The organism is Ruegeria conchae, from assembly GCF_000192475.1.
Lineage (GTDB): Bacteria > Pseudomonadota > Alphaproteobacteria > Rhodobacterales > Rhodobacteraceae > Ruegeria > Ruegeria conchae.
Window position 1 is genome coordinate 128,771 of the sequence record NZ_AEYW01000014.1, and the last position, 23,023, is coordinate 151,793.

Genomic DNA, 23,023 nt, shown 5'->3' on the forward strand with positions numbered 1-23,023 from the left:
AACGTGCCCTACTCAAGGGCAGCTCGCTTGACGAAATCCCTGCGATATCCTTGCAATTCCCCTTAGATTTCCTTGTGAAAAGAAGGGAAGATATGGGTTAATCTGTAGATCATGGAGTATCGCTTCGACGACTGCGCGCTAGATGATGCGCGACGTACCCTCACACGTTCCGGCGAACCAGTTGCCGTCGAACCGCAGGTTTTTGATCTAATCCTGCTGTTAGCCGATAATGCCGAACGCGTGGTCACGCGCGACGAGATTATTGAGGTAGTTTGGGGCGGCCGGATCGTATCGGAAAGCGCTATCAGTGCGAGGATCGCGGCGGCGCGGAAGGCGGTTGGGGACGACGGCAAGCGCCAGGCCGTCATCCGTACGGTGGCGCGGCGCGGGTTGCAGATGGTGGCGACGGTTCAGGTCAATGGTTCGTCAAATGAGAATGCCGTTAGTTCCCGACAATCCGATGTTCAGCGTATTCGATTCACCCGCAATCCAGACGGACATTCCATCGCCTATGCCAGTTATGGCAGCGGCCCTGCCCTCATTGAGGTCGAAAGCGGGATTTCACATCTCGAATTGAGTTGGGCCATCCCATGTGAGCGCAACTTCTTCGACCCGCTCATCGCGCAAAACAACTTCGTTCGCTACGATCCGGCAGGCCAAGGGCTTTCTTCAAAGGATGGTGTTGATGGCGCTCGCGATTTCATTAAGGCCGGCGAGGATGTGATCGCCGTGGCGGACGCCGCAGGGCTCAAGAAATTCGCACTGATGTCGCGTTCCGGAGCCTGCCTTCGTGCCATCCAGATTGCAGCCCAATATCCAGATCGGGTCACAAAACTCGCAATTGTCGGCGGATATGTGACAGGGCGCACCGCCCGAGCACCTGGACCTGACCCGATGCGGCAGTTGATCGCGTCGGGCTGGGATGCCAATGCCATCGGTTTCGCTGCTGGCCTAATGACAAGTTACTTTCCGGACGGTCCGGCCGAGCATGTGATGGATTATGCACGCTACTTCACCCGGGCATCTGGACAGTCCAGGGCTTTAGCTGAACGCGACCAGATCAACGCTGCGAATGTAGAGGAGCTGTTGCCGTTAGTTTCTTGTCCAACTTTGGTCCTTCATGGTCGAATGGATGCAATTCATCCTCTATCTGAAGCTCAGAAACTCGTAGCTGGAATTCGCGGAGCCGAGTTGGTCGTACTTGAAACCGCTAACCATTTTCCACTACCTGGTGGGCCGGTATGGGAGACCTATATGGAGACACTTCTGGCGTTTCTCGCTGATTGAACCGAATTTGGGCAAGCGATGATCCACAAGGCTTTTTTATTCTGGCGCATTAATTTCACGCTCAAATAAAACTGCTAGAGGCTGAGAAGCGGTTTCATGGTCGTTGTGTATGATTTAGCGGGGCTTGTTTCCATGCCAGGTACCGATATGCCGTAAGAAGAGACGCGGAAGGTTCATTGTGGGTTCAAAGCACTCGTTCGATGCAACTCTCACCAACAACCGCTACGCGGACAAAACGGACGTTTGGATCTTCGCACGCAATGGCAGCAACACCCCTCAAACCGGACATCGATCAGGAACGCGAATTGGCGAGCGCGTCCGGCCTTTGGTTGCATTCTAGTAGAGCTAGCGGCCAGACACTGCCGAAACCAAGGTTGTCTTATAGACCTCCAACCGAGCATTGGCGTTGCTGTCGATCAGCATGATGAGGCCTAGAAAGACGATTGACGTGACAAAGGCCCCCCGCAAGCCGGGGCAGTGCACAAAAACGAATAACATAGCGGCAGCAGCGATCATTAGTGGCATAACCTTGAAAACCGCAGTGCCATATTGCGCCATTGTCCTGTCAACGCGTTCGATCTAGGAAGCAACAAAACCCGCCCCGTCCTCAGCGATGGCAGGCGCGAAGCCTGTTAAGCTTTTCCACGTTCCGTAGAACAGCCCGCCGCCGAGGATCAGCATCAGCACTCCGGCCACGAACATCGGGAGCACGAACGCCTTTGCCATGTCGGTCTCTCCCCTCGACCAGAAAAGAAGGCTGGCCACGAGAAACACCACCCCAAACAGAGCGAAAAAGCCGTTTGACCACAGTTCCGCCTTAGCCCAGTCGGTCGATGCCTTGAGGATATCCATTGTAAAGCTTCCTTGCGCGGCGCTCCTTGCTGAAGCGCTGTATCTTTAGTGCGGAGGTGTGCCTAGTTCAGTCGTTCTGATACCTGCGTTGTGTTGCTCCATTGCCGGGGCGACTGGCCGTACATCCGCCTAAACTCGCGACTGAATTGAGAGGAGCTTTGATAGCCGACGTCCCACGCCGCCTCCGATACGGTCTTTCCTTCGGCAATCTTCATCGCGGCGTTGTTCAGCCGCATCGATTTCACGAACTGGATCGGGGACAGTGTCGTGGCTTCCTTGAACCGCCGATGGAATACCGCGCGACTCATACCGACGTGTTCAGCCATATCGTCGATGGTGACCTGCTCGTTAAGGTGGGTTGAGAGGTACTCGATGGTGCGCGCAATTTCGTTGCCGACGCCAAAAGCTCGTCTTGCAGCGGCCCCGGCCTCGCCCGTGAGCACCGAGTAACTTAACTCGCGTAGTCGCCCCTGTCCGAGCACTTCCAGATCAACCGGATGATCGAGCAGCTCAAGAAGACGCAGCAATGCTTGCGTGAAACCATCATCCCAAGCCGCCAATGCCAAAGCCGATTGCGCGCCAGCCCGCGCTTGTCTGATGACACCAGCCGCGGTCTCAATTTCCAATGTGAGCTCGCGCATCACTCGTGGATTCAAGGTGATCACGACGCCGAGCAGTGGGTCCGCTTTAGACGCCCGTGGAGTACCTGCCTCTACCGGCAAGGTCATTGGGCAGAGCAGGTATTTGTCGCTGTCATACATGTGGTGCTCACCGTCCAGAACAGCTTCCTTGGTGCCACTGAGAATAGCCACCACCGTGGGCTCGTAGACAGCTGGGACGCAAGGTACGGCATCGGTCACCCGGAAAAGCTGGACGCCTTTCAACGCGGTGTCGACAAGGCCTGCCTCTGGCAGATGGCGCTCGATAAGGTCTTTGATCTGTTCTTTGCTCATGCACTCTAGCTGGCAGAGGGCTTTCATCTTTGCAATGGGGTTGAGACGATTGGGCAAGTAATCGAGAGAATACCGCCTGTTTCTGGGCCCGGCCAAGTTCTATTTGTGCCTTCAAGCAATAACACCTCAAACCGCCAGTTTGGGCTGGCAGGAGACACAAATGGTAGATACGACATTCGGACCCAAAGGCTGGACACCCGAGCGCCTCGGCGACCAGACAGGCAAGACCTACATCATTACTGGCGCCAACGCTGGCGCAGGCTTTCAAGCAGCGCGCATTCTTCTCAAGAAGAACGCTAAGGTGGTGATGCTGAACCGCTCAGCCGAGAAATCCGAGGCGGCCATCACGGGCTTGAAACAGGAATTCGGCGCGAAAGCCGACGTGAGCTTCATACGCATGGACCTGTCAATCCTGGACAGTGTGCGCGAGGCGGCAGAAGAAGTCTTGAAGACCGTGCCCCGCATCGACGCACTGATCAATAACGCGGCTATCGCGCAGGTGCCGACCCGCAAGCTGACCGTCGACGGGTTCGAAAGCCAGCTTGGCACCAATCACTACGGGCACTTTCTGCTCAATGGTCTGCTTTTTGATCGCATCGCCGAAAGCAAAGGCCGGATCGTGGTCGTCGCCAGCCTCGGCTACAACATGGGTCTCAAGACCATCAAGTTTGGCGACATGAACTGGGATGAGGGCTACGGCGCAAACATTGCATATTCGCAGAGCAAACTGGCGCAGATGATGTTTGCCTACGAATTTCAAGACCGACTGGCTGCTGCGGGGTGCGCGGATATCGAGGTTTTCGTCTGTCATCCGGGCTCGTCAGCCACATCGCTGATCACCACCAGCGGTAGCCGTACAATGCGTTTCATCTGGTGGCTGATGACCAAGACACCAATGGTCCAGACTGCGGAACAAGGCTCATATCCTGAGGTCATGTGCGCGACCGAAGAGGCGCTGACCGAACAACGCGCCCTCTATGGTCCGACGGGCCGTCTGGAAGCAGTGGGCCCGGTCGGCAAAGGGACACTGAATACCCACGCCCATGACAAGGCTGTAATGTCGCGTCTTTGGGAAGTGTCCGAAAATGCCGTTGGGTTCGAGTGGAAACTCTGACCAGTTGATAGAAGCCAGCTGATAACGCAACGTCCGGAGAGCGGACCTTGGTGCGCTGTTCAGCATCCGGGAGGTTTGGGCTCGCCCCGGTCATTCGGCCAAATTCAGTGAACGACTGCTATGCGGACTTTTGCGGACATCCGCATTTTTACTCCAAAGGACCGCAGTCAGCCCGAAGCAGACATTCACAGTTAAGCTTTTCAGTTTTGCGCCAAACCATTCACTAGGAAATGCGGGACGTTCAGGAGATCATGTTGTCTTTTCCAAGCAACGTAATTTGCGTTACCAATAGACATGAATGGAGACCGCAGACTTTCCGCAGTACTCTCGGCCGATGTAGTAAACTACTCAGGCCAGATTAAGGCAGATGAAAATAGGACTCTCAGCGAACTTCGTGTTCTACGTCGAGAGTTATTTGATCCTTTGGTTAGCGATCATCGCGGTAATGTCGTTAAGAGGATGGGCGATGGATGGATAGTCGAGTTCAACTCGGTATCTGATGCAGTACGATGCGCCCTTGATCTTCAAAGCCAGGTGTCAACTCGGTCCTCACTGAAACTACGAGTGGGCGTGCATCTTGGAGATGTCGTATTCGACGAAGATGACATTTTCGGCGATGGCATCAATCTATCCGCACGTCTACAAGAGGCTTCCAACGAAGGGGCTGTGTTAATTTCAGATGTCGTCCATCGCAGCCTTGACGAGCGCCTCGCTGAGCAATTTTATCGCGCAGGAGAGCGACAGTTCAAGAACGCGCCGTCACCAATGGAAGTTTTCCAATGGTCGCCGCCAGGTTCTGCCCCACCGCGAGTAACTCCGGCTAGCCATACAAAGTCTCTGCTAATCGGTGTCCTACCTTTTGATAATCTTTCTTCTGACCCCGATCAGGAGTTTTTTGCTGATGGCATTACCGAAGAGATCATCACCACTTTATCAAAACTCCCGAATTTAATGATCGTCGCGCGTAATTCTACATTCGTCTACAAAGGTCGCTCCGTTGACGTGAAACAGGTCGGCCTGGAGCAGGGTGTCGATCTTGTTCTTGAGGGAAGTGTCCGTCAAAGCGGGAACCGGGTGAGGATCACAGCACAGCTAATCGATGCAAAGTCCGGTATGCACATTTGGGCTGACCGCTATGATCGCCTCATTGAAGATGTATTCGAAGTTCAGGATGAACTCGCACTTAGGATTGCAACCGAGCTACAAGTCGAACTGTTGGCGGGAGAAATGGCTCGTTTCAGAGGATCCGGCACGAAAAACCTCAGCGCGTGGACCGCTCAACTAAAGGCCGTGGAGGCTTCGCGCAGAATTACTAGGGAAGCTCAGGCCAACGCTCGCCGATTTGCACAACAGGCAATTGCACTCGACCCGGGTTACTCGGCTCCGTATTGTACTTTGGGATTCATTTGCACTGTCGAAGCACGACATGGATTTGTTGCTGACCGGCGTGCCGCGCTAGCGGAGGCTCGTGACTGCGCACAGAGGGCTCTGGAAATAGACAGCTACAACCCAGAGGCTCACGCCATTGCGGGTTTTGCGGATGCAATCGATGGCAAGCTGGTTTCGGCTATCGAGAAGTTCAACAAGGCACTAGCGCTAAATCCAAACCACGCTGACGTGGCTGCCAGACTGTCAATCACCCTAGCTTTCAATGGCCAGGCTAATGAAGCGATCCAAGTCGCACAGCAAGCCATCACCCTGAACCCTCACTATCCAGGTTGGTATGCAGGCGTTCTGGGTTTAGCCCTTCGACTTGACGGTCAATACGAGGAAGCTACGAAAGCATTCATCGAATATGGTCAAAGGGTTGAAGGCTTTGGGCACCTCGACCTCGTAATCATCTATGTAGAGACGGAGAACCTTGAGGCCGCTCGCGATGAAGCACGGAATGTGATTAGATACCGCCCTCGGTTTTCCATATCGGATTGGGCGAAAACCCAACTTTTCTCTGACAGAGAGAGGCTGGAAAAAGACTGTGCATCCTTACGTTTGGCCGGTTTACCTGAATGAGCACAACGTTTCGTGGCGACAGCTTAGGATGTGGTGGAAATCGACTTCAGGTGTGTTCGACTTGGGCCCACGAGGGCCTTTCGCGTCTTCTTCACTCTAGCGGCGGGTCGTAACGTGAGGTGAACATTGATTTATTTGGTCAGTCGCCAAACACCGCGTTCAACCTTGTCCAGGCGTCTTCGGGCCAAACCTCTTTGAATTTGTAGAAGTTCTCAAAGCTCAGGATATCAGGGTTAAGTGGAACCCAAGACTGTTTGCTAGAAGTGAATATCTGAGCGTCCGGTGGACAAAGGTCAGGGTTATCCAGTGTGCCAACACGAATGTACCTAAGTTTACCCAGCCTTACTAAGTATTCGCTGAATACAGCCGTACCACATATCGCGCATCTTGTGATTTTCTGGCCCTTACCACTCGGAGTTGCCAACGTGTGGCTAGTAGTCTTTCCACTCCATGTAACGCGCTCCGTTTCAATGATGGCATTTAGTACGTAGGCGGACCCAGTTTGCTTCTGACACTCCTTGCAATGACAACAATGAACAAACATTGGTGGTGAAGACATTTGATAGGTCAATTGTCCGCACCCGCAAGAACCGGTGAATTCGGTTGCTTTTTCCGAAACCATGGATCAATCCACCAGCTCGTAGTGTTTGATCAATCTGCTCTCGACCAACTCAGCTTCAGCAGGGTCGATATGGGGAGAATTATAGTCCTCGCCAACGAACGCTTTGAGTGACGCCAAGTCTTTCCAGACCATTACAAAACTAAAATCTCTTCGGTTGTCACTGTGTGGTGCACCAGGCAAAACCTGAACGATCCATTCGATTCCTTTCATCATTGGAATCGCGGTTTTGTAGAAGAATTCTGCAAATTCTTCTTCCTTGCCGTCTCTGACTCGCACCTGAAATATACGCATAATCATGCAGTGTCCTCCCAAGAAAAATAGGCGCCTGCAAAATTGCCTCTCATCAGATCATATCATCACATCGAATATTTGTCCTGACTGGGCTCAAACCAGACATTTGCGTTTTGACTGCTTACTGCACAATAACAAAAGACAAACTGAACCAACGCATTTTTCTGCTGGTCAGAGAATATGGAACAAGGCCCCAACATCGGCCCGGACGGGCCAAACTTCATTGCGCGAAGCGTCGCCGGGATCGCCCTTTCGGTGCGAGTCAAATTGCTTGTCGCGTTTTTAGGTATTACCTGCCTGCTTGTCGGATTGACGCTTTTTGGACTGTATTCTCTGCATCACGCTAATGTCAGGACCGAAGCCATGATTCGCGATCAGGAGCGCATCGCGTTTCTGACCGACACCTACGCAACCATTTCCAACTTGCAAGCTTACCGGTGCTGTCAGACAAATTCGAACAAGTCTCAGCTAGGCCAGTATAGCTGCCATTTATGCCGCACCAAGTTCGCGCCACTCAGCGAGAGCGGCGGTGCGTGCCAGCTTGAAGGTATCTCTGCTGGTTAGCGATCTTTCCTGGTTGAAGTGGTTGTAGATGGAGAAATGGATGGAGGCGAATTTCTGTAAACTTCGCATGCGCCTGAAACGTTGCATGGCGCGTTCGCGTCGTCGGAAAGGAAGGTGTGAATTCTCGACGCGGTTGTTGAGCCACCTGCCCGTCTGCTGTTTTTCGGTTGCACCAAGCTCTCTGAGAGCGGCCCTGTATGACGCGAAGCGATCCGTTACAACTCTATCCGCTGTACCGTGTCGTTTCATCAATTTCTTGAGGAATTTCAATGCTGCCTGCTTGTTTCGACGTTTGGTGACAACGGCTTCCAGCACCTCGCCTTCGTGATCAACAGCCCGCCAAAGATAATGCCGCTTGCCATTCACCTTCACGAAAACCTCGTCCACGTGCCACTTCCATTTGGAGAACGCGCGCAGCTGCTGAACTCGCCTCCGTCTGATCTCAGCAGCAAACATCGGACCGAACCTGTTCCACCAATATCGGACGGCTTCGTGGCTCACTTCAATTCCCCGTTCATTCAATAGATCTTCCACGTTTCGAAGCGACAATGGGAACCGAACGTACAGCATTACAGCCAAACGAATGACGTCTGGACTGGTCTTGAAGTACTTGAATGGTGACTGTTTAATCATGCACGAAGGCTACGAGAGCACCCTACCCGCCTCAACCCAAGCTCTTCTGACAAAACCGTATTGATTTCGCCTCGACCAGACACAGTCCAAGGTCTTCCTCGGACGCATCAACCGACCGGCGTTCCAGGGTGCAAATCTCGTGTGATCGCTTCTCGCCCCAACCAAACTCAGTCTCTAAACTGATCTTGAATTTCATCGCTATGCTTCCTGCAAAAACAACGAGACATTAGATCAGAATCTGCAGGTATCCCCACATTCTTTCCACTCCCGTCGCGGACCGGGCCGTCCGTCAGTTGTTTCTGGCGGCAGGAAAGATGATGTCCGAAGGGGTTGTGTTGCAAGCCCCTACCCGCTTTACGCGCAAAATCTTTCCTTTTTGATCGTTACTTTTCGATCTTCTCAAATCTTTGATTACAACCGATAAGTATCCCTTATCATGTTTGATTGATTTTGCCGAAAAATCAGCGCAGAATGTGCCCCATGAAGCCGCCTGCCCCCTATCTTCCAGCTGCCACCCCTGCCCTGTCGCAGGCGGATCAGGAGGCGCTGACCGACCTGTATGTGCGCGGCACGCCGGCCAATACGCTGCGTGCCTATGAGCGGGATCTGCGCTACGTGACGGCATGGAAAGCCGCGCGTTTCGGATCAGCGTTGGATTGGCCGGAAAGTGCGCCGATCGCGCTGTCTTTTATTCTCGATCACGCCCGCGACCTGAACGACGCACCAGAAACGGATGTGGCGCGCGAAACCGCAGAGCTGCTGATTGCGCAAGGGCTGCGCAAGTCCCTCTCCTGCCCGGCCCCGTCCACGCTCGACCGGCGCATCGCCTCCTGGCTGGCCTTCCACCGGATGAAGAACCTGACTTCGCCTTTTGACGCGCCACAGGTGAAACAGGCCCGCGCCAAGGCCCGTCGTGCCGCGGCCCGGTCCCCTGCCCCAAAATCCACCCATCCAATCACCCGTGACATTCTCGAACTGCTGCTGGCCACCTGCCGGGGCTCGCGCCGGGATTGCCGCGACCGAGCGCTGTTGATGCTGAGCTGGGCGTCGGGTGGTCGGAGGCGCTCGGAGATCACCGGGTTGATGCGCGAGGATGTCTCGCTCAAGGAATTTGACAAGAGCGGCGTCGTCTGGCTCTCGCTGCTGGAAACCAAGACCACCCAGAAGGGCGAGACCCCGCGACTGGTTTTGAAAGGCCGCGCAGCCCAGGCGCTGGTGCATTGGATCGAGATTGGCGGGATCGAGGATGGACCGCTGTTCCGCCCTGTCTCAAAAGCGGATCGTGTGCTGAAACGTCGTCTGAGCCCGGATGCGATTTATCAGATCGTCAAACACCGCCTGGAACAAGCCGGATTGCCCGAGGATTTTGCCTCGCCCCATGGGCTGCGCTCGGGGTTTCTGACCCAGGCCGCACTGGACGGTGCGCCCATCCAGGCCGCCATGCGCCTGTCACTGCACCGCTCCCTGGCCCAAGCGCAGAAATACTACGATGACGTCGATATCGCGGAGAATCCAGCTACAGACCTGTTGGGGTGAATTGGGGCTAAACGAAGAAGGCGGTAACCCATGGGTTACCGCCATTAAAATCAAAAAACGTAAGCATGGGTAACCCGCGGGTTACTTCTCGTTCAAAACCGCTTCGAAAGCTTCAACCGCCCTCTGGAGCTTTGAACGGTCAATCGAACTAAAGTCTTGACCGGACAATATTCTGCACTCTCCCTTTCGCGCAGTGATTTTTGAAGCGCCCACATGAAACTCATACTTCACGCTCTCGACTTTCTCACGTCGCTTGCCTTTACCCCGTTCAGAATCAGTATCCGCCAAGAAAGCATCAAGCACCGCGTTTTGCTCATCAGCTGTGGATGCGCGCGCCAACACATCTTTTAACACAGCAACTGAACCCGACGAAGCTCGAAGTTTCCGCGCAACCTCAACGCCAAGATTTCTGGAGACACTCTTAGGAAATGGCAACGCGCCATCAAGTTCATTGAGCAGGTAAACAAAGCTACGAATATAAGAGCGTTTCATCTTGTGCAGGGATGAGTAAAGCCTTCCGACCAAAGCTACTGCATCCCCTGCCCCCAACTCAGAATCGTTGGAAGCAAGAATTGCCACTTGCGCCATCTCAGCAAAAGTCAGGTCCTCTCGAACAACGTTCTCTTCAACCATGTCAATGTAAAGGTCGATACGATCACTCTGGGATTCGGCAACTCGCGCTGTAACACTGGAAAACCGTTCATCACCGGTCTCCTCATAAAGCTGCTTAAGAGCAGTTACTCGTCTCCAACCCTTTTTGAGCTGGAATCGACCATCTGAATCCTTATAAAGCTCTATGGGCTCCTTCTGGCCGCGTTCCTGAATAGAAGCCTTGAGTTCATCCATCTCATCCGAACTTGCGACGGCCGATAGATCCAAGCGATCTCTTGGAAGATCTGTCGTAAGAATTTCATTGATGCTGACCGCAACCAAAACTCGCCCCTCGTCACGAGCTTTGCGATACTCCTTGGCATCGGAGGCATTTTGCCGTCGCTGTTCGACACGGTTCTCAGTGCTTTCATTTAAACTGTTTGCTGTCTCGCGTACCGCAGCCCCCATTGGACCCACTTCGCGGCGGCGTGTTTTCTTGATGTCATCTTCATCAATTGGAGTGAAGCCAAATTTGTTACCGCTCATTCTACCCGCTCCTCAACTTTGGTACGCGCCTCCCAGGCCCGTAGGACGACGTCCTTAAATTCACTGTATGCATTATCAAAGGACAGACGCGCCCGTTTCCATGTGTCCCGAGTCATCTGCCTATAGTCCTGCTCGTAGACAGACATCTGGAACCTACCAGATTGCTCGACCGCACGTGTCATTTCGATGGGATTTTGACAGACATCGGCCCCGAAGACATTTTTGAAAGCGTCCATCATCGCGACATGCAGAGAGTTGCTGGCCTCGAAGCGAGTCATGAGAACACGTATGTCATCGAACCTTTTAGGAAGAGTAATACCAGCATCCTGTGCAATACGTTCGAAACCGCTGGTTATGTCTTCCAAGGCGTCGCCAAGCTGACCAAGATAACTCGTTGTGCTGTCGTACTCCCAATAGCCAGGACCAGACGGAATATAGAGGATATCAGCCGCAAAGGCCGCATTCAAAGACTGATATCCAATTGCAGGCGGACAATCGAAAACAATCAAATCATATTGGTCGTCTGGCAACTCATCGAGATATCTTGCGACGCATCCAAAAAAACTCCATGCCTTATGAATGGACCTATACTGGGCGGAAGCAAATTCAACGAAGGCGGCGTTCGCGCAGCTCGGAATGATGTCAATCGTCGACCATGAAGTTCTTTGAATGAAATCCTGAACACGCTGTGCGCCGATCGACTGAACATCTTCTGGCAACTCGTCAGCAGTAGGGTAGGGGCAATCTGCAGGATCATCATATTCGTCCGCGATCCGGTTCGCCTCACGGCAGAGGTCGCGACACATAATGCCCCAGACAGTATTCCACTCTCTTACTTCAGCCAGACCCATTGAATGAGTGAGTGTCGCCTGGGGGTCAAAGTCCACCACCAAAACACGATAACCATCAAGCGCAGCCGCATTCGCCAAGTGCTGAGCAACGACAGTTTTGCCAACACCACCCTTAAAGTTCGAAACCGCCACTCTCATAGCCCGGCCTGCCGGCCTTTGAGGCAGAAGGCTCTTACCCCTAAATCTCAGACGCCGTCTCAGTTCATTAATCTCAGCAAGAGAAAACCATCTTTGCCGTCCATCATCTTCAGTCGCACCTTGCGGAAGAGACGGGTCTTCGGCCAACTTCTTTCTCAAGGTGTCCGCCGGGACATCAAACATGAACTGGCTAATTTCCCAGATTGAGAATGGTCGAAGAACTTTCTCGTCTGCAGGCGAGAAGGTAGCGCGGCGGACGGCAGCCTGTTGAGCCAGGCTTCGTTCGTTCATAGCTTGAAGGTCGGTGTGGTCACGCATGATGTTGCTCTTGTTATATGACGGTGGTCTTTTAATAACGCGATTTTTGGAAACTGCAAAACGTAAAGAATAGAAATTCCGCTTTTTTGCCTATGATCCGTTAAATACGGGAAGAAATTCGAATGCCAGGCTATGTTTTGGTGACAAGCATCAATCACTAACTAGATATATGGTGACATTCACCCCCCAATAGGGTGACATCCAGCATGTCACCTAATACCTAATAACCGATTTTTCTTTTGAATTTGAGAAGTGAAGTGGGCATCCTGCTTTTCAAAGTTCGTTGACAAACTACGGGATTTCATCACACTGAACCCAATTGATGGAATCGGACAGCAAGACCGATCCGCTCGAGGCACAGTGGCAGTATCAAAATGGAAATAAAACGATTTACAGGACATCAGGCTGGTTCACAGAAGTACGATCTACTAACTGCAATCTCTGTTGCGGGATTAAGTGGTACACCCGGTTTTCAAAATTCAATGATGCGGCTCATTGCGTTGATAACCGCCCGATACAACTGGCGCACTGACGAGCTGACGGTCGGACAAAAAGAAATGGCCCGCCTCTGGTCCGTGGACCAACGAACCGTCAAGCGAGAAATTAAGCGATTGACGAATTATAATATGCTTCTTCAGCTTAGGCCCGGAGTTAGAGGCCGTGTTGCGGCGTACCGACTCAACTACACGGAAATTTATCGCCTAAGCAAACCAGTTTGGCAAAATGTTGGTTCTGATTTTGTATCACGCATGGAAATGCAAATACCAAAACCATCCGAAAAGGTCGTTCATGTTCAATTTGGTCAAGAAAAACAATTAGAAGTCGAACTTGAGAGGCAAGATCTTCAAAGTCCGTGGGGTAGGGTGCTCCAACGCCTATCAGAGTCAGAAATGTTGTTGTTCAAATGCTGGTATCGTGACCTTCAACTTGTTGAAACCCAAGATCAGACGATCACCTTGCGTGCGCCAAGCAAGTTCATTGCACAATACATTCAGTCTCACCATTTGAAACCTTTGCTTGGAGCTATCCAACTTGAATTTGGGCGAATTCGGAAGGTGCGTCTGATAGGCTAACTGGACCATGCCGTTGCTTTTCCTGAATTTGTTTGAATTATACCAGTCAGATTTTCAGATTAAAACTAGTAGGGAACCGTTCTTTGTCGCGGTCGTTGATCGGCATGTTGCAGCTTCGTGTGTTTATTCCAATCGAGGCTTGGTCTGTAATGATATTTGGGAAAGTCTTGTGATCTATTTCAATGGCGCGCTCTACCCAGTATCTGTGATCCTATTCACGGTCTACTTCTGCGTTCGAAACGGCGTTTCCTATCGTGATCTAGAAGAAATACCGGCTGAAAGTAGTGTTAAGGTCGAACATGCGAGGATGAACAGATGGTTAGTAATGTATTCATCCTTGGCGGGTTGCAAATCACAGAAATGGAAGGCCAACACAATGGCATCCTAAAGCGGATCAAAGTTAACAAATTTCGTAGCAACACGACCGGGATCAAAGAAGTAAACAATATCTTCAAGCAGGATCACCGGCTCATCAAGCAGCTTACGAGGCCCATGCTTCGCTTTGAAAGCTTCACCCCGGTTGTTGCAGACTTCGAAACAGCAAATTTGATCGGTAAGAGGCCGCTGGGACGTTCGACACGCGGATTCCGCTAGTTTGCAGAACTCGCTGGATAATTTAACCTAATCAGAGTGATAGCTTTATTTTTCTGCTATGTTTGCGATAGCTCCACAGATTCTACTTGGTACGGTTGAGGTGAGCCCATTTTCGGATCAGACTTTCAGAATCGGATGCAACATGAACCCGATCAGCACAACAATATTGTCGCGTCTTAGTCAAATCCAGCTAATTCTCCCTCTCTAGGGGAGGGGGGCTGGGCGCAAGTTCAGACCATTTTACATGGGTGCGATCCAGAGTTTTGGGTCAGTTGGTTTCGACATTTGAACGAGGTCGAAAGGGTAGGGGCCTAGGCTATGCTTGTTGAGCCTTCTTGTTTATTGCCCACTACATTGCATATCAGTGGTCAGGGCGGGTTTTGGCGGTCGACACACCGATCAGGACATTGCGCATCGAAACCGTGGATTAAGGCGGAATACCGCGTGGGCTTGCCCAATAGAGAGCGGGCGACTATCTAGCGGACACGATTTATGAGTCTGTCATAACAGACATGTCTCAATCCTGATCACAGTGGGCATGTGCATTGCAAAAGATCAAATCAAAGTTTGCGGCGGTACTAAGCGATTCCGTCTTGTGGCGTTTGCTGTCAGAGAACATGCGGGAGCAAATGCTGCCGTATACCATTGCAATTATCGCGATGGTGTTTGTGGCGGGGACTACAGCTGGTATCGCGTTCATCATGCGAGATGTCGTTGACTCGCTGTTCGACAGTGAGAATTCGGCCAAGATCTTTAGCGTTTCGATGGCCGTGTTCACTATTTTCTTGGTAAAAGGTGTCGCCACCTACGTCCAGGTTGTGGCATTGACCCGCGCTGGGAACCGGATCGTATCAAAACAGCAGATCAAGCTATATGACAAGCTTTTGCGGCAGGGCGTATCTTTCTTTAACCTGACCGAAAGCTCGGATTTGCTGTTGAGAGTGACACAGACAGCACAGGCTGCGCGGACGGTTATCGAAATAATGGTCACGACCGCCGTTCGAGACATGCTTACATTGATCGGTTTGCTTGCCGTGATGTTCTATCAGCAACCAGTTTTGTCCCTCTTTACGCTAATCGTCGGCCCGCTTGCAATTCTGGGGGTTCGGATGCTGCTTCGTAAAGTCCGCGATATTGCGGATATGGAGCTGCAGTCGATGAGCGCGATCATGAAAGTCATTCAGGAGACGTCAGCCGGAATTCGGGTGGTCAAGTCCTTTGGACTAGAAGAACGCATGGCGGAACAGATGAATTCGGCAGTTAAAAGCGTCGAAAAACGCCGAAATAAGCTTGCTCGCTTGCAAGCGGCAACCAGCCCACTGACTGATATTCTGGCAGGATTTGCAATTGCGTCGGTCATCGGGCTGAGTGCAGGTAAATTGTTTGGTGCAGCGGCCTCTACCCCAGGCGAACTGATGTCATTCGTTACTGCTGTGATGATGGCGTATGAACCTGCGAAGCGTCTGACCAAGGTGCGGGTGAAGATGGAAGTGGGTTTGCGGCGTGTTAAAATGCTGTTCAGCATGCTGGACGAGCCGGAAACCCTGCCTGAGGAAGCTAATCCCAAAGCGTTACCGGATGGGCCTCGCAAAGTCGTGTTTGACGATGTTGTATTCGGCTACGCCCGGCGTGATCCGATCTTGAAGGGGCTTTCGTTGACCTTTGAGGCCGGCAAGACGACCGCTTTGGTTGGCTTATCTGGTGGCGGAAAGTCGACCATTTTGAACCTTGCATTGCGCCTATATGATCCAAACAGTGGTACGATTTCGATTGATGGCCAAGACATAAAATACGCCTCTTTCAAGACGTTGCGCCAGAATATGTCCTTTGTCGGCCAAGAGACATTTCTTTTCTCAGCGTCGATCGCAGACAATATTCGCTTTGGCCGAGAGGGAGCGACACAAGAGGACGTGATTGAGGCCGCCAAGGCCGCAAACGCCTATGATTTCATAATGACTTTGGAGCAGGGCTTTGACACCATGGTGGGCGAAAACGGAGCCTTCTTATCTGGCGGTCAGAAACAGCGCCTTGCGATCGCCCGCGCGTTGTTGCGCGATAGCCCCATTCTGTTGCTGGACGAGCCGACGAGTGCGCTGGATTCAAAGTCGGAACATCTGGTGCAGGAAGCGCTCAGCAGGCTTACGGAAGGGCGTACAACAATTATCGTTGCGCATCGCCTTTCAACGATTATGCACGCGGACAAGATTGTTGTGATTGAAAGCGGGGAAGTGTTGGAGCAAGGGAGCGCCAAACATTTGTTGAAAGAACAAGGCCCTTTCAAAACCTTGTACGACCATCAGTATTCTAACGCAGTTAGCGCAGAGTGAGCTTGGTTTGACGCAGCAATCTGCAAGACGACCGGCGCGGCAACCACTGGCCGCGACCGTCATTATTCCAACTTACCACAGTTGGGATCAACTGCAGATCTGTCTGGACTGTTTGGCTTCCCAGACCCTGAATGCCGTTCAATTCGAGATTATTGCGGTAAACAATGATCCTTCCGACCAAACTCCGTCTGAGTTTCGCTTGCCTGCAAACGCTCGTATATTGAGCGAAGCAAAGCCGGGCTCATACGCGGCACGAAATCGCGGTATCGATGACGCGAATGCCGACCTATTTTTCTTTACCGATTCAGATTGTCAGCCTGACCCACAGTATCTGGAAGCTGGATTGAAGATGGCCCAGGATCACCCTGAGGTTGGGCGGTTCGGAGGCAATGTTGTTCTAATTCCTAACGGGGAAGAATGGACGACAACGGAATTGTATGACGTTCATCTTGGTCTGGAGCAGCAGAAGTGGGTTGAGCGTGGCAGAGCTGTTACTGCCAACCTGATTTTGCGTCGCAGTGTGATAGATCAAGTCGGTCGGTTCAACGACACGGTTTTGTCAGGTGGTGATATGGAATGGAACGATCGCGCAAAAGCTGCAGGCGAACCTATCCTTTTTGCCGAGGAAGCCATCGTAAGACATCCAGCGCGTAGAAGTCTTGGTGAACACATCACCAAAGCCCGCCGAATTGAAGGCGCGCGTTTGCGTAGGAACGCGAAGCGTGGATTTGTGAATTACATACCACCCGTTCACAAGCTGATCCCGTCGTTTAAGACTCTGAAAAATCTTCTTGGAAAATCCGATCTATCTACCCGACGAGCCCTTGGAGTTTGGGGTGTCCATTATGTTCTTCGAGTGGTGAAGATAACTGAAACTATTCGTCTGCTCTGGCTACGACGCGCCGATCAGCGGAAATAGGGCTAATTAAACAGATCTCTTCATGTACTTGGTTTGAAAACTCAAATTCTTTGCGAAACTAGGCTTTTGTGTAGTAGTCATAAGTATAATATTTTGATTATTAAGACGCGTTGATGATGGCTCAGTTGCAAACTCTTATCCATTGACCTTCGTGGCTTTAGCGCATGTGTGGCGAACGACACTATCCAGTTGAAGGTTGGTCCATGATTTCTTTCAAAGGTGCGCAATATCCGAAGGATGTTATCCTATTCGCAGTCTTCTTTTACGTCCGATACGGCGTGTCGTACCGAGATCTGGAAGAAATCATGGCAGAACGCGGTGTATCGGTTGATCATGCGACACTGAACTGTTGGGTGACACGATGCTCAGGCGCAATTGCTGATGTAGCGCGCCGCAGGAAAGGGCCATGTGATCGCTCTTGGAGAATGGATGAGACTTACATCAAGGTGAAGGGTGCGTGGGTCTATCTCTATCGGGCCGTCGATAAATACGGCAAGACGCTTGATTTCATGTTTTCACCACAGCGAAACAAGCCTGCCGCGACGAACTTCTTCGCTCGGATGAAGGAGGTCAATGGTTTGCCACGGAAGATTGTCATCGACAAAAGCGGAGCTAACACGGCTGGCATCAAGGCCATAAACAAGATGCTGAAAGGCTTTGGTTGCCCGATCCCGATTGAGATGGTCAGGCGGAAATACCTGAACAACATCGTGGAACAGGACCATTGTTTCATCAAGAGACGCATCCGGCCAATGCTAGGGTTCAAGGCATTTGCCTAAGCGGCGGCAACCCTCGACGGAATCGAAGTGGCGCACATGATCCGCAAAGATCAAATCACGCCCGGACTCTGTCCCTTTCAACAATTCAGAGAACTGCTCGCATAACAAAGAAGGTCAGATGTATTTCCTTGAACATCGGAACACTTCGCAACAGTACCAAGTTACATGCGCCCGGTGAGTATCTTAGCCAGATCGGGTTCAACCTTTCGGGTTCGTTCCAAATCCAGACTGTTTTTTACGTGGAGGAGGTGGTGTTGGATGTTGTCTTCCGCGGATTGTGGGTCACCACTCACGATCGCATCAATGATCGAGGCGTGCTCATCATCGGGACACGAAGAGTCCCTGTTAGTTCCAAACAATGCCACGATCAGAGATGACCGGGTCACCAACTCGCGCACAACGCGTGTAAGTACCGAATTGTTGTGGCATTTGGCCAGTTCCACATGAAATTCACCTGAAAGCCGGATGATCTCAGTTCGATCATTTGCTGCCCGAGCTTCATCTTCTTCTTTGACATGTGTCCGTAGCGCGTCGATTCCTAGGCTGCCGTTCTCATGTGCCAGTGTACGTACGATGCCAGATTCAATCATCAAGCGGGCCTCAAAAACCTCTCGAGCTTCGTCAGGGCTTGGACAAGCTATAAAGGCGCCACGGTTGGAGTGCAGTTCAACAATGCCTTGGCTGCTCAATAACAACAAAGCTCGGCGAACGCGCATTCGGCCTACGCCAAAAGTCTCGCACAAGGTTTGTTCGCTCAATTTGGTTCTAGGCGCCAGCTTCTGTTCCATGACCGCAGAATAAATTCGGTCAACGATCAATTGCTCATCCGGATCGGATTGGACGGCGTCGAGTTTTTGTTGGGCGTCTGTCATCTTGTTCCGATTTGGCAGGAATACATGTCGATCGTACTTAACCGTACAACTTCTAACTGACAATATATTGGTCTTCTGTTTGCAATATCAACAATCACGTTTACTAAAAGTGTTGACACAGATTGTTAACAATGCAGTATCCAAGAGGCATTCCGGGATTCGACCGGTCGCATTGTATACTTCGCCAAGCGCCCAGAAGAGGCGCCGAGACCTCATAGGGAGGAAAGAATGAAACGTAGAAAACTGATTAAATCCTCGGTCGCATTGGCCTTGACCGCATCCGTGCTTGGCTCGGCTGCCTGGGCGGATAACCCCGTACTTAAGATCGGCTTTGTCGGGGTTACCTCGGGTCCGGCGGCGGCTTGGGGCATCTCTAACCAGCGATCGATGGAGGCGAGGGCAGACTGGATTAACGAATCCGGCGGTTACCAGATTGGCGATACCACTTACGATATCGAAATCGTTTCATTCGACGATCAGAAAGACCCCAAACGTGCGATCGCTGGCATGGAAAAAATGGCGCAGGAAGGGATCCACTATGTGGTTGGTCCCAACGTGGATGACGGCGCAGCCGCCGTTCGCCCAGTTGCCGAAGCAAAAGGGATCATGTATTTTCCATATGCTTTCCCTAAAGAGCTTTACACAGCGCCGGCATCGAATGCGGTTCTGGGCATGGTTGCAAACTACCAGTCAGGTCCAGCGATTTATAAGTATCTGAAGGACGAAAAGGGCGTGAAGACGGTGGCTTTTGTTGCTGCCAACGAGTCTGATCCGCTGAGCCAGCGTGATGGCGGGATCGCTGCGGCCAATGCGCTGGGTCTTGAAGTTGTCTCTGACAATGTGACGTATCAGGTGGACACTACGGACTTTACCCCAGTTCTGACGCCGGTCATGCGGACACAACCTGATCTGCTGGTCCTGTCAGGTGTTTCACCGGCCAATGCCCCTCAGCTGATCCGTTCGGCTCGAGAGCTTGGGTTCCAGGGCATAATTTCAACTGAGACGGCGCAGGATGCGACGGTTTTGCGCGAAGGCGCAGGTGAACTGGCCAACGGGTTCATCTCGGTGGGCGGCGCTTCAACCCCTGAAATTGCATCGGATGACATGAAGGAATTCGTCAAGCGCTACACTGACATGTTCGGCGAATATAACGACGAGTCGAATACCAAGGTCTATGCGCTAGAGTATATTCTGGCGACGCTAAACGCCAATCCGGCAGGTATCGACGATGTGAACGCTTTCCAGACCACAATGGACACGTTCGAAGCACCAAATCCCTTCATGAAGGGCGATGCTAAGATGCGGTATGTCGGCACGACATCGTTCGGGCAAAAGCGTCAGATCGCGGTTCCGCTGGTGGTAAATGTCTACCAGGACGGAGAGTTTGAAACACTCTTTGTCGCCGAAGTCGACTGAGGCAATACTCCCAACCAAGGCAATCGTCTAACGAGCCTCAATCTCTCCCGGGCTGATGATCAGCCCGGGATACCCGAACCTTACGCGGGACTCCAATGGAACAGATACTAGCAAATGGCATCTATCTGGGCGCGCAATATGCGATGATCGCCTTAGGACTGACGCTGATCTTCGCCCTGATGAACGTACTGAATTTTGCTCACGGACAGATGTACGTTCTCGGCGGCTTCGTCACTTACACCTTTTACGGGCAGCTTGGTTGGCCATTCATCCTGGCGTTGCTTGCGTCTTGTATCACCCTGGCAGTACTTGGCGCACTCATCGAACGGTTCTTGTTTGCGCCAGTGATACGACGATCGTCGCGCGAAGAAAGCACAATGCTGCTGGCGGCGGGACTGGCGTTTCTGTTTGACGCGGTCATCCTGCTTGTCTTCGGAGAAAAACAGCGTGGCGTGCCCAAGATTGTCGACGGTGTCTTCAACTGGGATTTCAGGCTGATCATGCCTTATGATCGGATCCTGATCTGCGTGCTGGCCATTCTCTCAATCGTCACCTTCATTCTGTTCATGCAATATTCCAAAACCGGCCGCGCCTTGCGTGCGCTGGCGCAGGACAGAACCGCGGCCCAGCTTATGGGCGTGAATGTTGCCCGGTACTCTATGATCGGGTTTGCCCTGGGTGCGATGCTGGCTGGTCTGGTCGGCGGCCTGCTGGTGACCATCACAGGCGTCAATCTGGGCATGGGCGGGCCGACCTCGATCAAAGCCTTCATGATGGTAATGATCGGCGGTGCAGGTGTGATTTCTGGCGCGATCGCCGGAGGGATCATCCTTGGCTTTATGGAAGCCATCGGTTTGGCGGTTCTGTCGCAATACGGCGATATCACATATCTACTGATCTTCGTTTCACTGATGATTTTCCTGGCCATCCGCCCGCAGGGCTTGATGGGCAAACCGTGGGGTTAACACTGTGCCGAAACTTTCCACGATCCAATGGGCCGGTTTGGCGTTTTTCCTACTGGCCATCTTCGTCGCGGTTCCCGGCTTTATCGCGGCGTCCGGGCGGTCTGACCTTTACTATACGCTGACCTCGGTTGCGCTGCTTTCGATTGCCAGTGCCGGTGTCTGGCTGACTTTCTATATCGGCCGCATCAATATCGGGCAAGGCGCTTTTGCCCTGATCGGAGCTTATGTCTCGGCCATTCTTGTGACGAAGGCTGGCATGTCCTTTTGGTTGTCTCTGCCGCTCGCGGGTCTGTTTGCGGCAGGGGTCGCCGTGTTGATTGGCTTACCGATCCTGCGGCTGCGGGGGGTGTACTTTGCGATGATCTCGCTGGTACTGACGCAGGTTGTCACCCTGACCGCGCTAGCCTTACCAATCACCAATGGGGCCAAGGGGATCACCTCGATCCCGCTGCCGGGTGGCGTGTCGATCCTGGGTCTTACCCTGATCCCGGATTTCGCGACGCTCGAGAATCCACGGCTGGCCTTCTACTACTCGGCCTGTGTGCTGATGGTGCTGACCTTTGCCGCCATGTACCGGCTGGTGAATTCGCGCCTCGGCCACCTGTGCCGGTCGATGCAGCAGAACGAGGAACTGGCCAGCTCCATTGGCGTGAATATCTCATATATCCGCATCATCATCTTTGCTATTTCCTCCTTTCTGGGCGGCATTGGCGGAGCCATGTTCGGATCGATTGCACAATCGGTCTATCCGTCCAGCTTTCAGGTCGCTGACAGTGTGAACTTCATGCTGAACTGCTTCCTCGGTGGTCTGGGCTATGTGTTTGGCCCGATGTTGGGCACACTGGTTCTGTATTTTGGATGGGATCTGTTGTTTGAGTTGGGGCGCTTCCAACTGCTGGCCTATTCCAGCCTGCTGATCATTCTGATGCTGTTCCTGCCGAACGGGCTGCTTAGCCTGCGGCTGCCGGGCAAGAAAGGAGATGACAAATGAGCCATCTTCTGGAAGTCCGCCACGTCACCAAAAAATTCGGCGGGTTGACCGCCAACAGCGATATCTCATTCAACGTCAATGAAAACGAGATCCTGTCGGTGATTGGACCGAACGGTGCTGGAAAGAGCACATTGTTCAAGATGATCTCGTCGTTTCTGCCGACGACCGCCGGAGAAGTGCTGTTCAAAGGTGAGAGGATTTCGAACCTGAAACCGCATGTGGTGGCGCGCAAGGGGGTGGTCCGTACCTTTCAGGAAACCACGATCTTCAAGTCAATGACCGTGCGCGAAAGCATCATCGTCGCTCAGCACCTGCGTGCGCGTGCCTCGCTGGCCGGGTATTTCTGGGGCACGAAAACGGCACATGAAGACGTCGACAGTTTTGGCCAGTATGCCGATGACCTGATCGAATTCCTCGGCATGACCGAGATCGCTAACGAGCAGGCCTCGAACCTGCCGCAGGGCAATCTGCGCGCGCTGGGGATCGCCATCGGTCTGGCCACTGATCCCAAGGTCCTGCTGCTGGATGAGCCTTTTGCGGGTATGAACCACGACGAGACCATGAAAATGGTCAATCTGGTCCGCAAGGTGCGCGACGACCGGGGTGTCACAGTGCTGTTAGTGGAACATGACATGCCCGCAGTGATGAACATCTCGGACCGGATTGTTGTGCTGAATTTCGGCGAAATGATCGCCGAAGGCACCCCAGCGGAAATCCAGAACAACGAAAAGGTCATCGAAGCCTATCTGGGCAGCGCCGATGACGAGATCGGGATCTGAGC

21 protein-coding genes and 2 pseudogenes are annotated in these 23,023 nt (G+C 52.5%); 13 read left to right on the forward strand and 10 right to left on the reverse strand.

The window, feature by feature from the left end; translation table 11 throughout:
- Window positions 1-111 precede the first annotated feature (111 nt).
- Window positions 112-1,287: an alpha/beta hydrolase gene (locus tag G7G_RS0115240; RefSeq protein ID WP_010442301.1), complete on the forward strand. Its 1,176-nt coding sequence runs from the start codon at window positions 112-114 to the stop codon at window positions 1,285-1,287.
- A 345-nt stretch (window positions 1,288-1,632) separates the two neighbouring features.
- Here the strand turns inward: G7G_RS0115240 and G7G_RS23725 are convergent, their stop codons facing one another.
- The 3 genes from G7G_RS23725 to G7G_RS0115255 form a co-directional block, all read right to left on the reverse strand.
- Window positions 1,633-1,845 (reverse strand): hypothetical protein, encoded by a 213-nt coding sequence (locus tag G7G_RS23725; protein ID WP_010442303.1) that lies wholly within the window; start codon window positions 1,843-1,845, stop codon window positions 1,633-1,635.
- Window positions 1,846-1,866: 21 nt separating this feature from the next.
- Window positions 1,867-2,139, reverse strand: a complete 273-nt coding sequence (locus G7G_RS23730; protein ID WP_010442304.1) for a hypothetical protein — start codon at window positions 2,137-2,139, stop codon at window positions 1,867-1,869.
- Between the two features lie 62 nt (window positions 2,140-2,201).
- Window positions 2,202-3,119 carry an AraC family transcriptional regulator gene (locus G7G_RS0115255; protein WP_238528814.1) on the reverse strand — a complete coding sequence of 306 codons (918 nt, stop codon included), beginning with the start codon at window positions 3,117-3,119 and terminating at the stop codon, window positions 2,202-2,204.
- A gap of 133 nt (window positions 3,120-3,252) precedes the next feature.
- On the opposite strand from G7G_RS0115255, the gene G7G_RS0115260 reads away from it, so the two are divergent.
- Together G7G_RS0115260 and G7G_RS0115265 are read left to right on the forward strand one after the other, a co-directional pair.
- On the forward strand, window positions 3,253-4,206 hold the full coding sequence (locus tag G7G_RS0115260) for an SDR family oxidoreductase (protein ID WP_010442306.1): 954 nt from the start codon (window positions 3,253-3,255) through the stop codon (window positions 4,204-4,206).
- Between the two features lie 294 nt (window positions 4,207-4,500).
- Complete coding sequence (locus G7G_RS0115265; protein WP_083829020.1) at window positions 4,501-6,216, forward strand: adenylate/guanylate cyclase domain-containing protein; 1,716 nt, start codon at window positions 4,501-4,503, stop codon at window positions 6,214-6,216.
- Window positions 6,217-6,355: 139 nt separating this feature from the next.
- Here the strand turns inward: G7G_RS0115265 and G7G_RS24995 are convergent, their stop codons facing one another.
- The 4 genes and pseudogenes from G7G_RS24995 to G7G_RS24240 all read right to left on the reverse strand — a co-directional run.
- Window positions 6,356-6,838: a GFA family protein gene (locus G7G_RS24995; protein WP_010442308.1), complete on the reverse strand. Its 483-nt coding sequence runs from the start codon at window positions 6,836-6,838 to the stop codon at window positions 6,356-6,358.
- Window positions 6,839-6,841: 3 nt separating this feature from the next.
- A complete protein-coding gene (locus tag G7G_RS0115275; protein ID WP_010442309.1) occupies window positions 6,842-7,135 on the reverse strand; it encodes a hypothetical protein in 294 nt (97 codons plus the stop codon).
- Between the two features lie 483 nt (window positions 7,136-7,618).
- Window positions 7,619-8,326 (reverse strand): IS6 family transposase, encoded by a 708-nt coding sequence (locus tag G7G_RS0115280; RefSeq protein WP_010442310.1) that lies wholly within the window; start codon window positions 8,324-8,326, stop codon window positions 7,619-7,621.
- 58 nt (window positions 8,327-8,384) lie between these two features.
- Window positions 8,385-8,522: pseudogene (locus G7G_RS24240) on the reverse strand (ISKra4 family transposase); the annotation flags it as partial.
- 284 nt (window positions 8,523-8,806) lie between these two features.
- On the opposite strand from G7G_RS24240, the gene G7G_RS0115290 reads away from it, so the two are divergent.
- A complete protein-coding gene (locus G7G_RS0115290; RefSeq protein ID WP_010442312.1) occupies window positions 8,807-9,862 on the forward strand; it encodes a tyrosine-type recombinase/integrase in 1,056 nt (351 codons plus the stop codon).
- Between the two features lie 81 nt (window positions 9,863-9,943).
- Here the strand turns inward: G7G_RS0115290 and G7G_RS0115295 are convergent, their stop codons facing one another.
- Both G7G_RS0115295 and G7G_RS0115300 read right to left on the reverse strand, forming a co-directional pair.
- Window positions 9,944-10,999: a ParB/RepB/Spo0J family partition protein gene (locus G7G_RS0115295; RefSeq protein ID WP_010442313.1), complete on the reverse strand. Its 1,056-nt coding sequence runs from the start codon at window positions 10,997-10,999 to the stop codon at window positions 9,944-9,946.
- A complete protein-coding gene (locus G7G_RS0115300) occupies window positions 10,996-12,306 on the reverse strand; it encodes an AAA family ATPase (RefSeq protein ID WP_010442314.1) in 1,311 nt (436 codons plus the stop codon). Before G7G_RS0115300 ends, G7G_RS0115295 begins: the two co-directional genes overlap by 4 nt.
- A gap of 374 nt (window positions 12,307-12,680) precedes the next feature.
- Between G7G_RS0115300 and G7G_RS0115305 the strand changes: the two genes are divergently transcribed.
- From G7G_RS0115305 to G7G_RS23155, 5 genes and pseudogenes are all read left to right on the forward strand, one after another.
- A complete protein-coding gene (locus G7G_RS0115305; RefSeq protein ID WP_010442315.1) occupies window positions 12,681-13,379 on the forward strand; it encodes a DnaA N-terminal domain-containing protein in 699 nt (232 codons plus the stop codon).
- A 315-nt stretch (window positions 13,380-13,694) separates the two neighbouring features.
- On the forward strand, window positions 13,695-13,973 hold the full coding sequence (locus G7G_RS23150) for a hypothetical protein (protein WP_010442316.1): 279 nt from the start codon (window positions 13,695-13,697) through the stop codon (window positions 13,971-13,973).
- A 617-nt stretch (window positions 13,974-14,590) separates the two neighbouring features.
- On the forward strand, window positions 14,591-16,300 hold the full coding sequence (locus G7G_RS0115315) for an ABC transporter ATP-binding protein (RefSeq protein ID WP_238528815.1): 1,710 nt from the start codon (window positions 14,591-14,593) through the stop codon (window positions 16,298-16,300).
- A gap of 7 nt (window positions 16,301-16,307) precedes the next feature.
- Window positions 16,308-17,219 carry a glycosyltransferase family 2 protein gene (locus tag G7G_RS0115320; RefSeq protein WP_010442318.1) on the forward strand — a complete coding sequence of 304 codons (912 nt, stop codon included), beginning with the start codon at window positions 16,308-16,310 and terminating at the stop codon, window positions 17,217-17,219.
- Window positions 17,220-17,422: 203 nt separating this feature from the next.
- Window positions 17,423-18,103, forward strand: a pseudogene (locus tag G7G_RS23155) (IS6 family transposase).
- Between the two features lie 56 nt (window positions 18,104-18,159).
- Here G7G_RS23155 and G7G_RS0115330 read toward each other — a convergent pair.
- Entirely contained in the window at window positions 18,160-18,870 is a 711-nt protein-coding gene (locus G7G_RS0115330) for a GntR family transcriptional regulator (protein ID WP_010442320.1), read from the reverse strand.
- A 228-nt stretch (window positions 18,871-19,098) separates the two neighbouring features.
- Here G7G_RS0115330 and G7G_RS0115335 point away from each other — a divergent pair, with 228 nt between their 5' ends.
- The 4 genes from G7G_RS0115335 (at window position 19,099) to G7G_RS0115350 (ending at window position 23,021) form a co-directional block, all read left to right on the forward strand.
- A complete protein-coding gene (locus G7G_RS0115335; protein ID WP_010442321.1) occupies window positions 19,099-20,286 on the forward strand; it encodes an ABC transporter substrate-binding protein in 1,188 nt (395 codons plus the stop codon).
- A gap of 95 nt (window positions 20,287-20,381) precedes the next feature.
- Window positions 20,382-21,251 (forward strand): branched-chain amino acid ABC transporter permease, encoded by an 870-nt coding sequence (locus tag G7G_RS0115340; RefSeq protein ID WP_010442322.1) that lies wholly within the window; start codon window positions 20,382-20,384, stop codon window positions 21,249-21,251.
- Between the two features lie 4 nt (window positions 21,252-21,255).
- A complete protein-coding gene (locus tag G7G_RS0115345; RefSeq protein WP_010442323.1) occupies window positions 21,256-22,242 on the forward strand; it encodes a branched-chain amino acid ABC transporter permease in 987 nt (328 codons plus the stop codon).
- Window positions 22,239-23,021: an ABC transporter ATP-binding protein gene (locus G7G_RS0115350; RefSeq protein ID WP_010442324.1), complete on the forward strand. Its 783-nt coding sequence runs from the start codon at window positions 22,239-22,241 to the stop codon at window positions 23,019-23,021. Before G7G_RS0115345 ends, G7G_RS0115350 begins: the two co-directional genes overlap by 4 nt.
- Window positions 23,022-23,023: the final 2 nt, after the last annotated feature.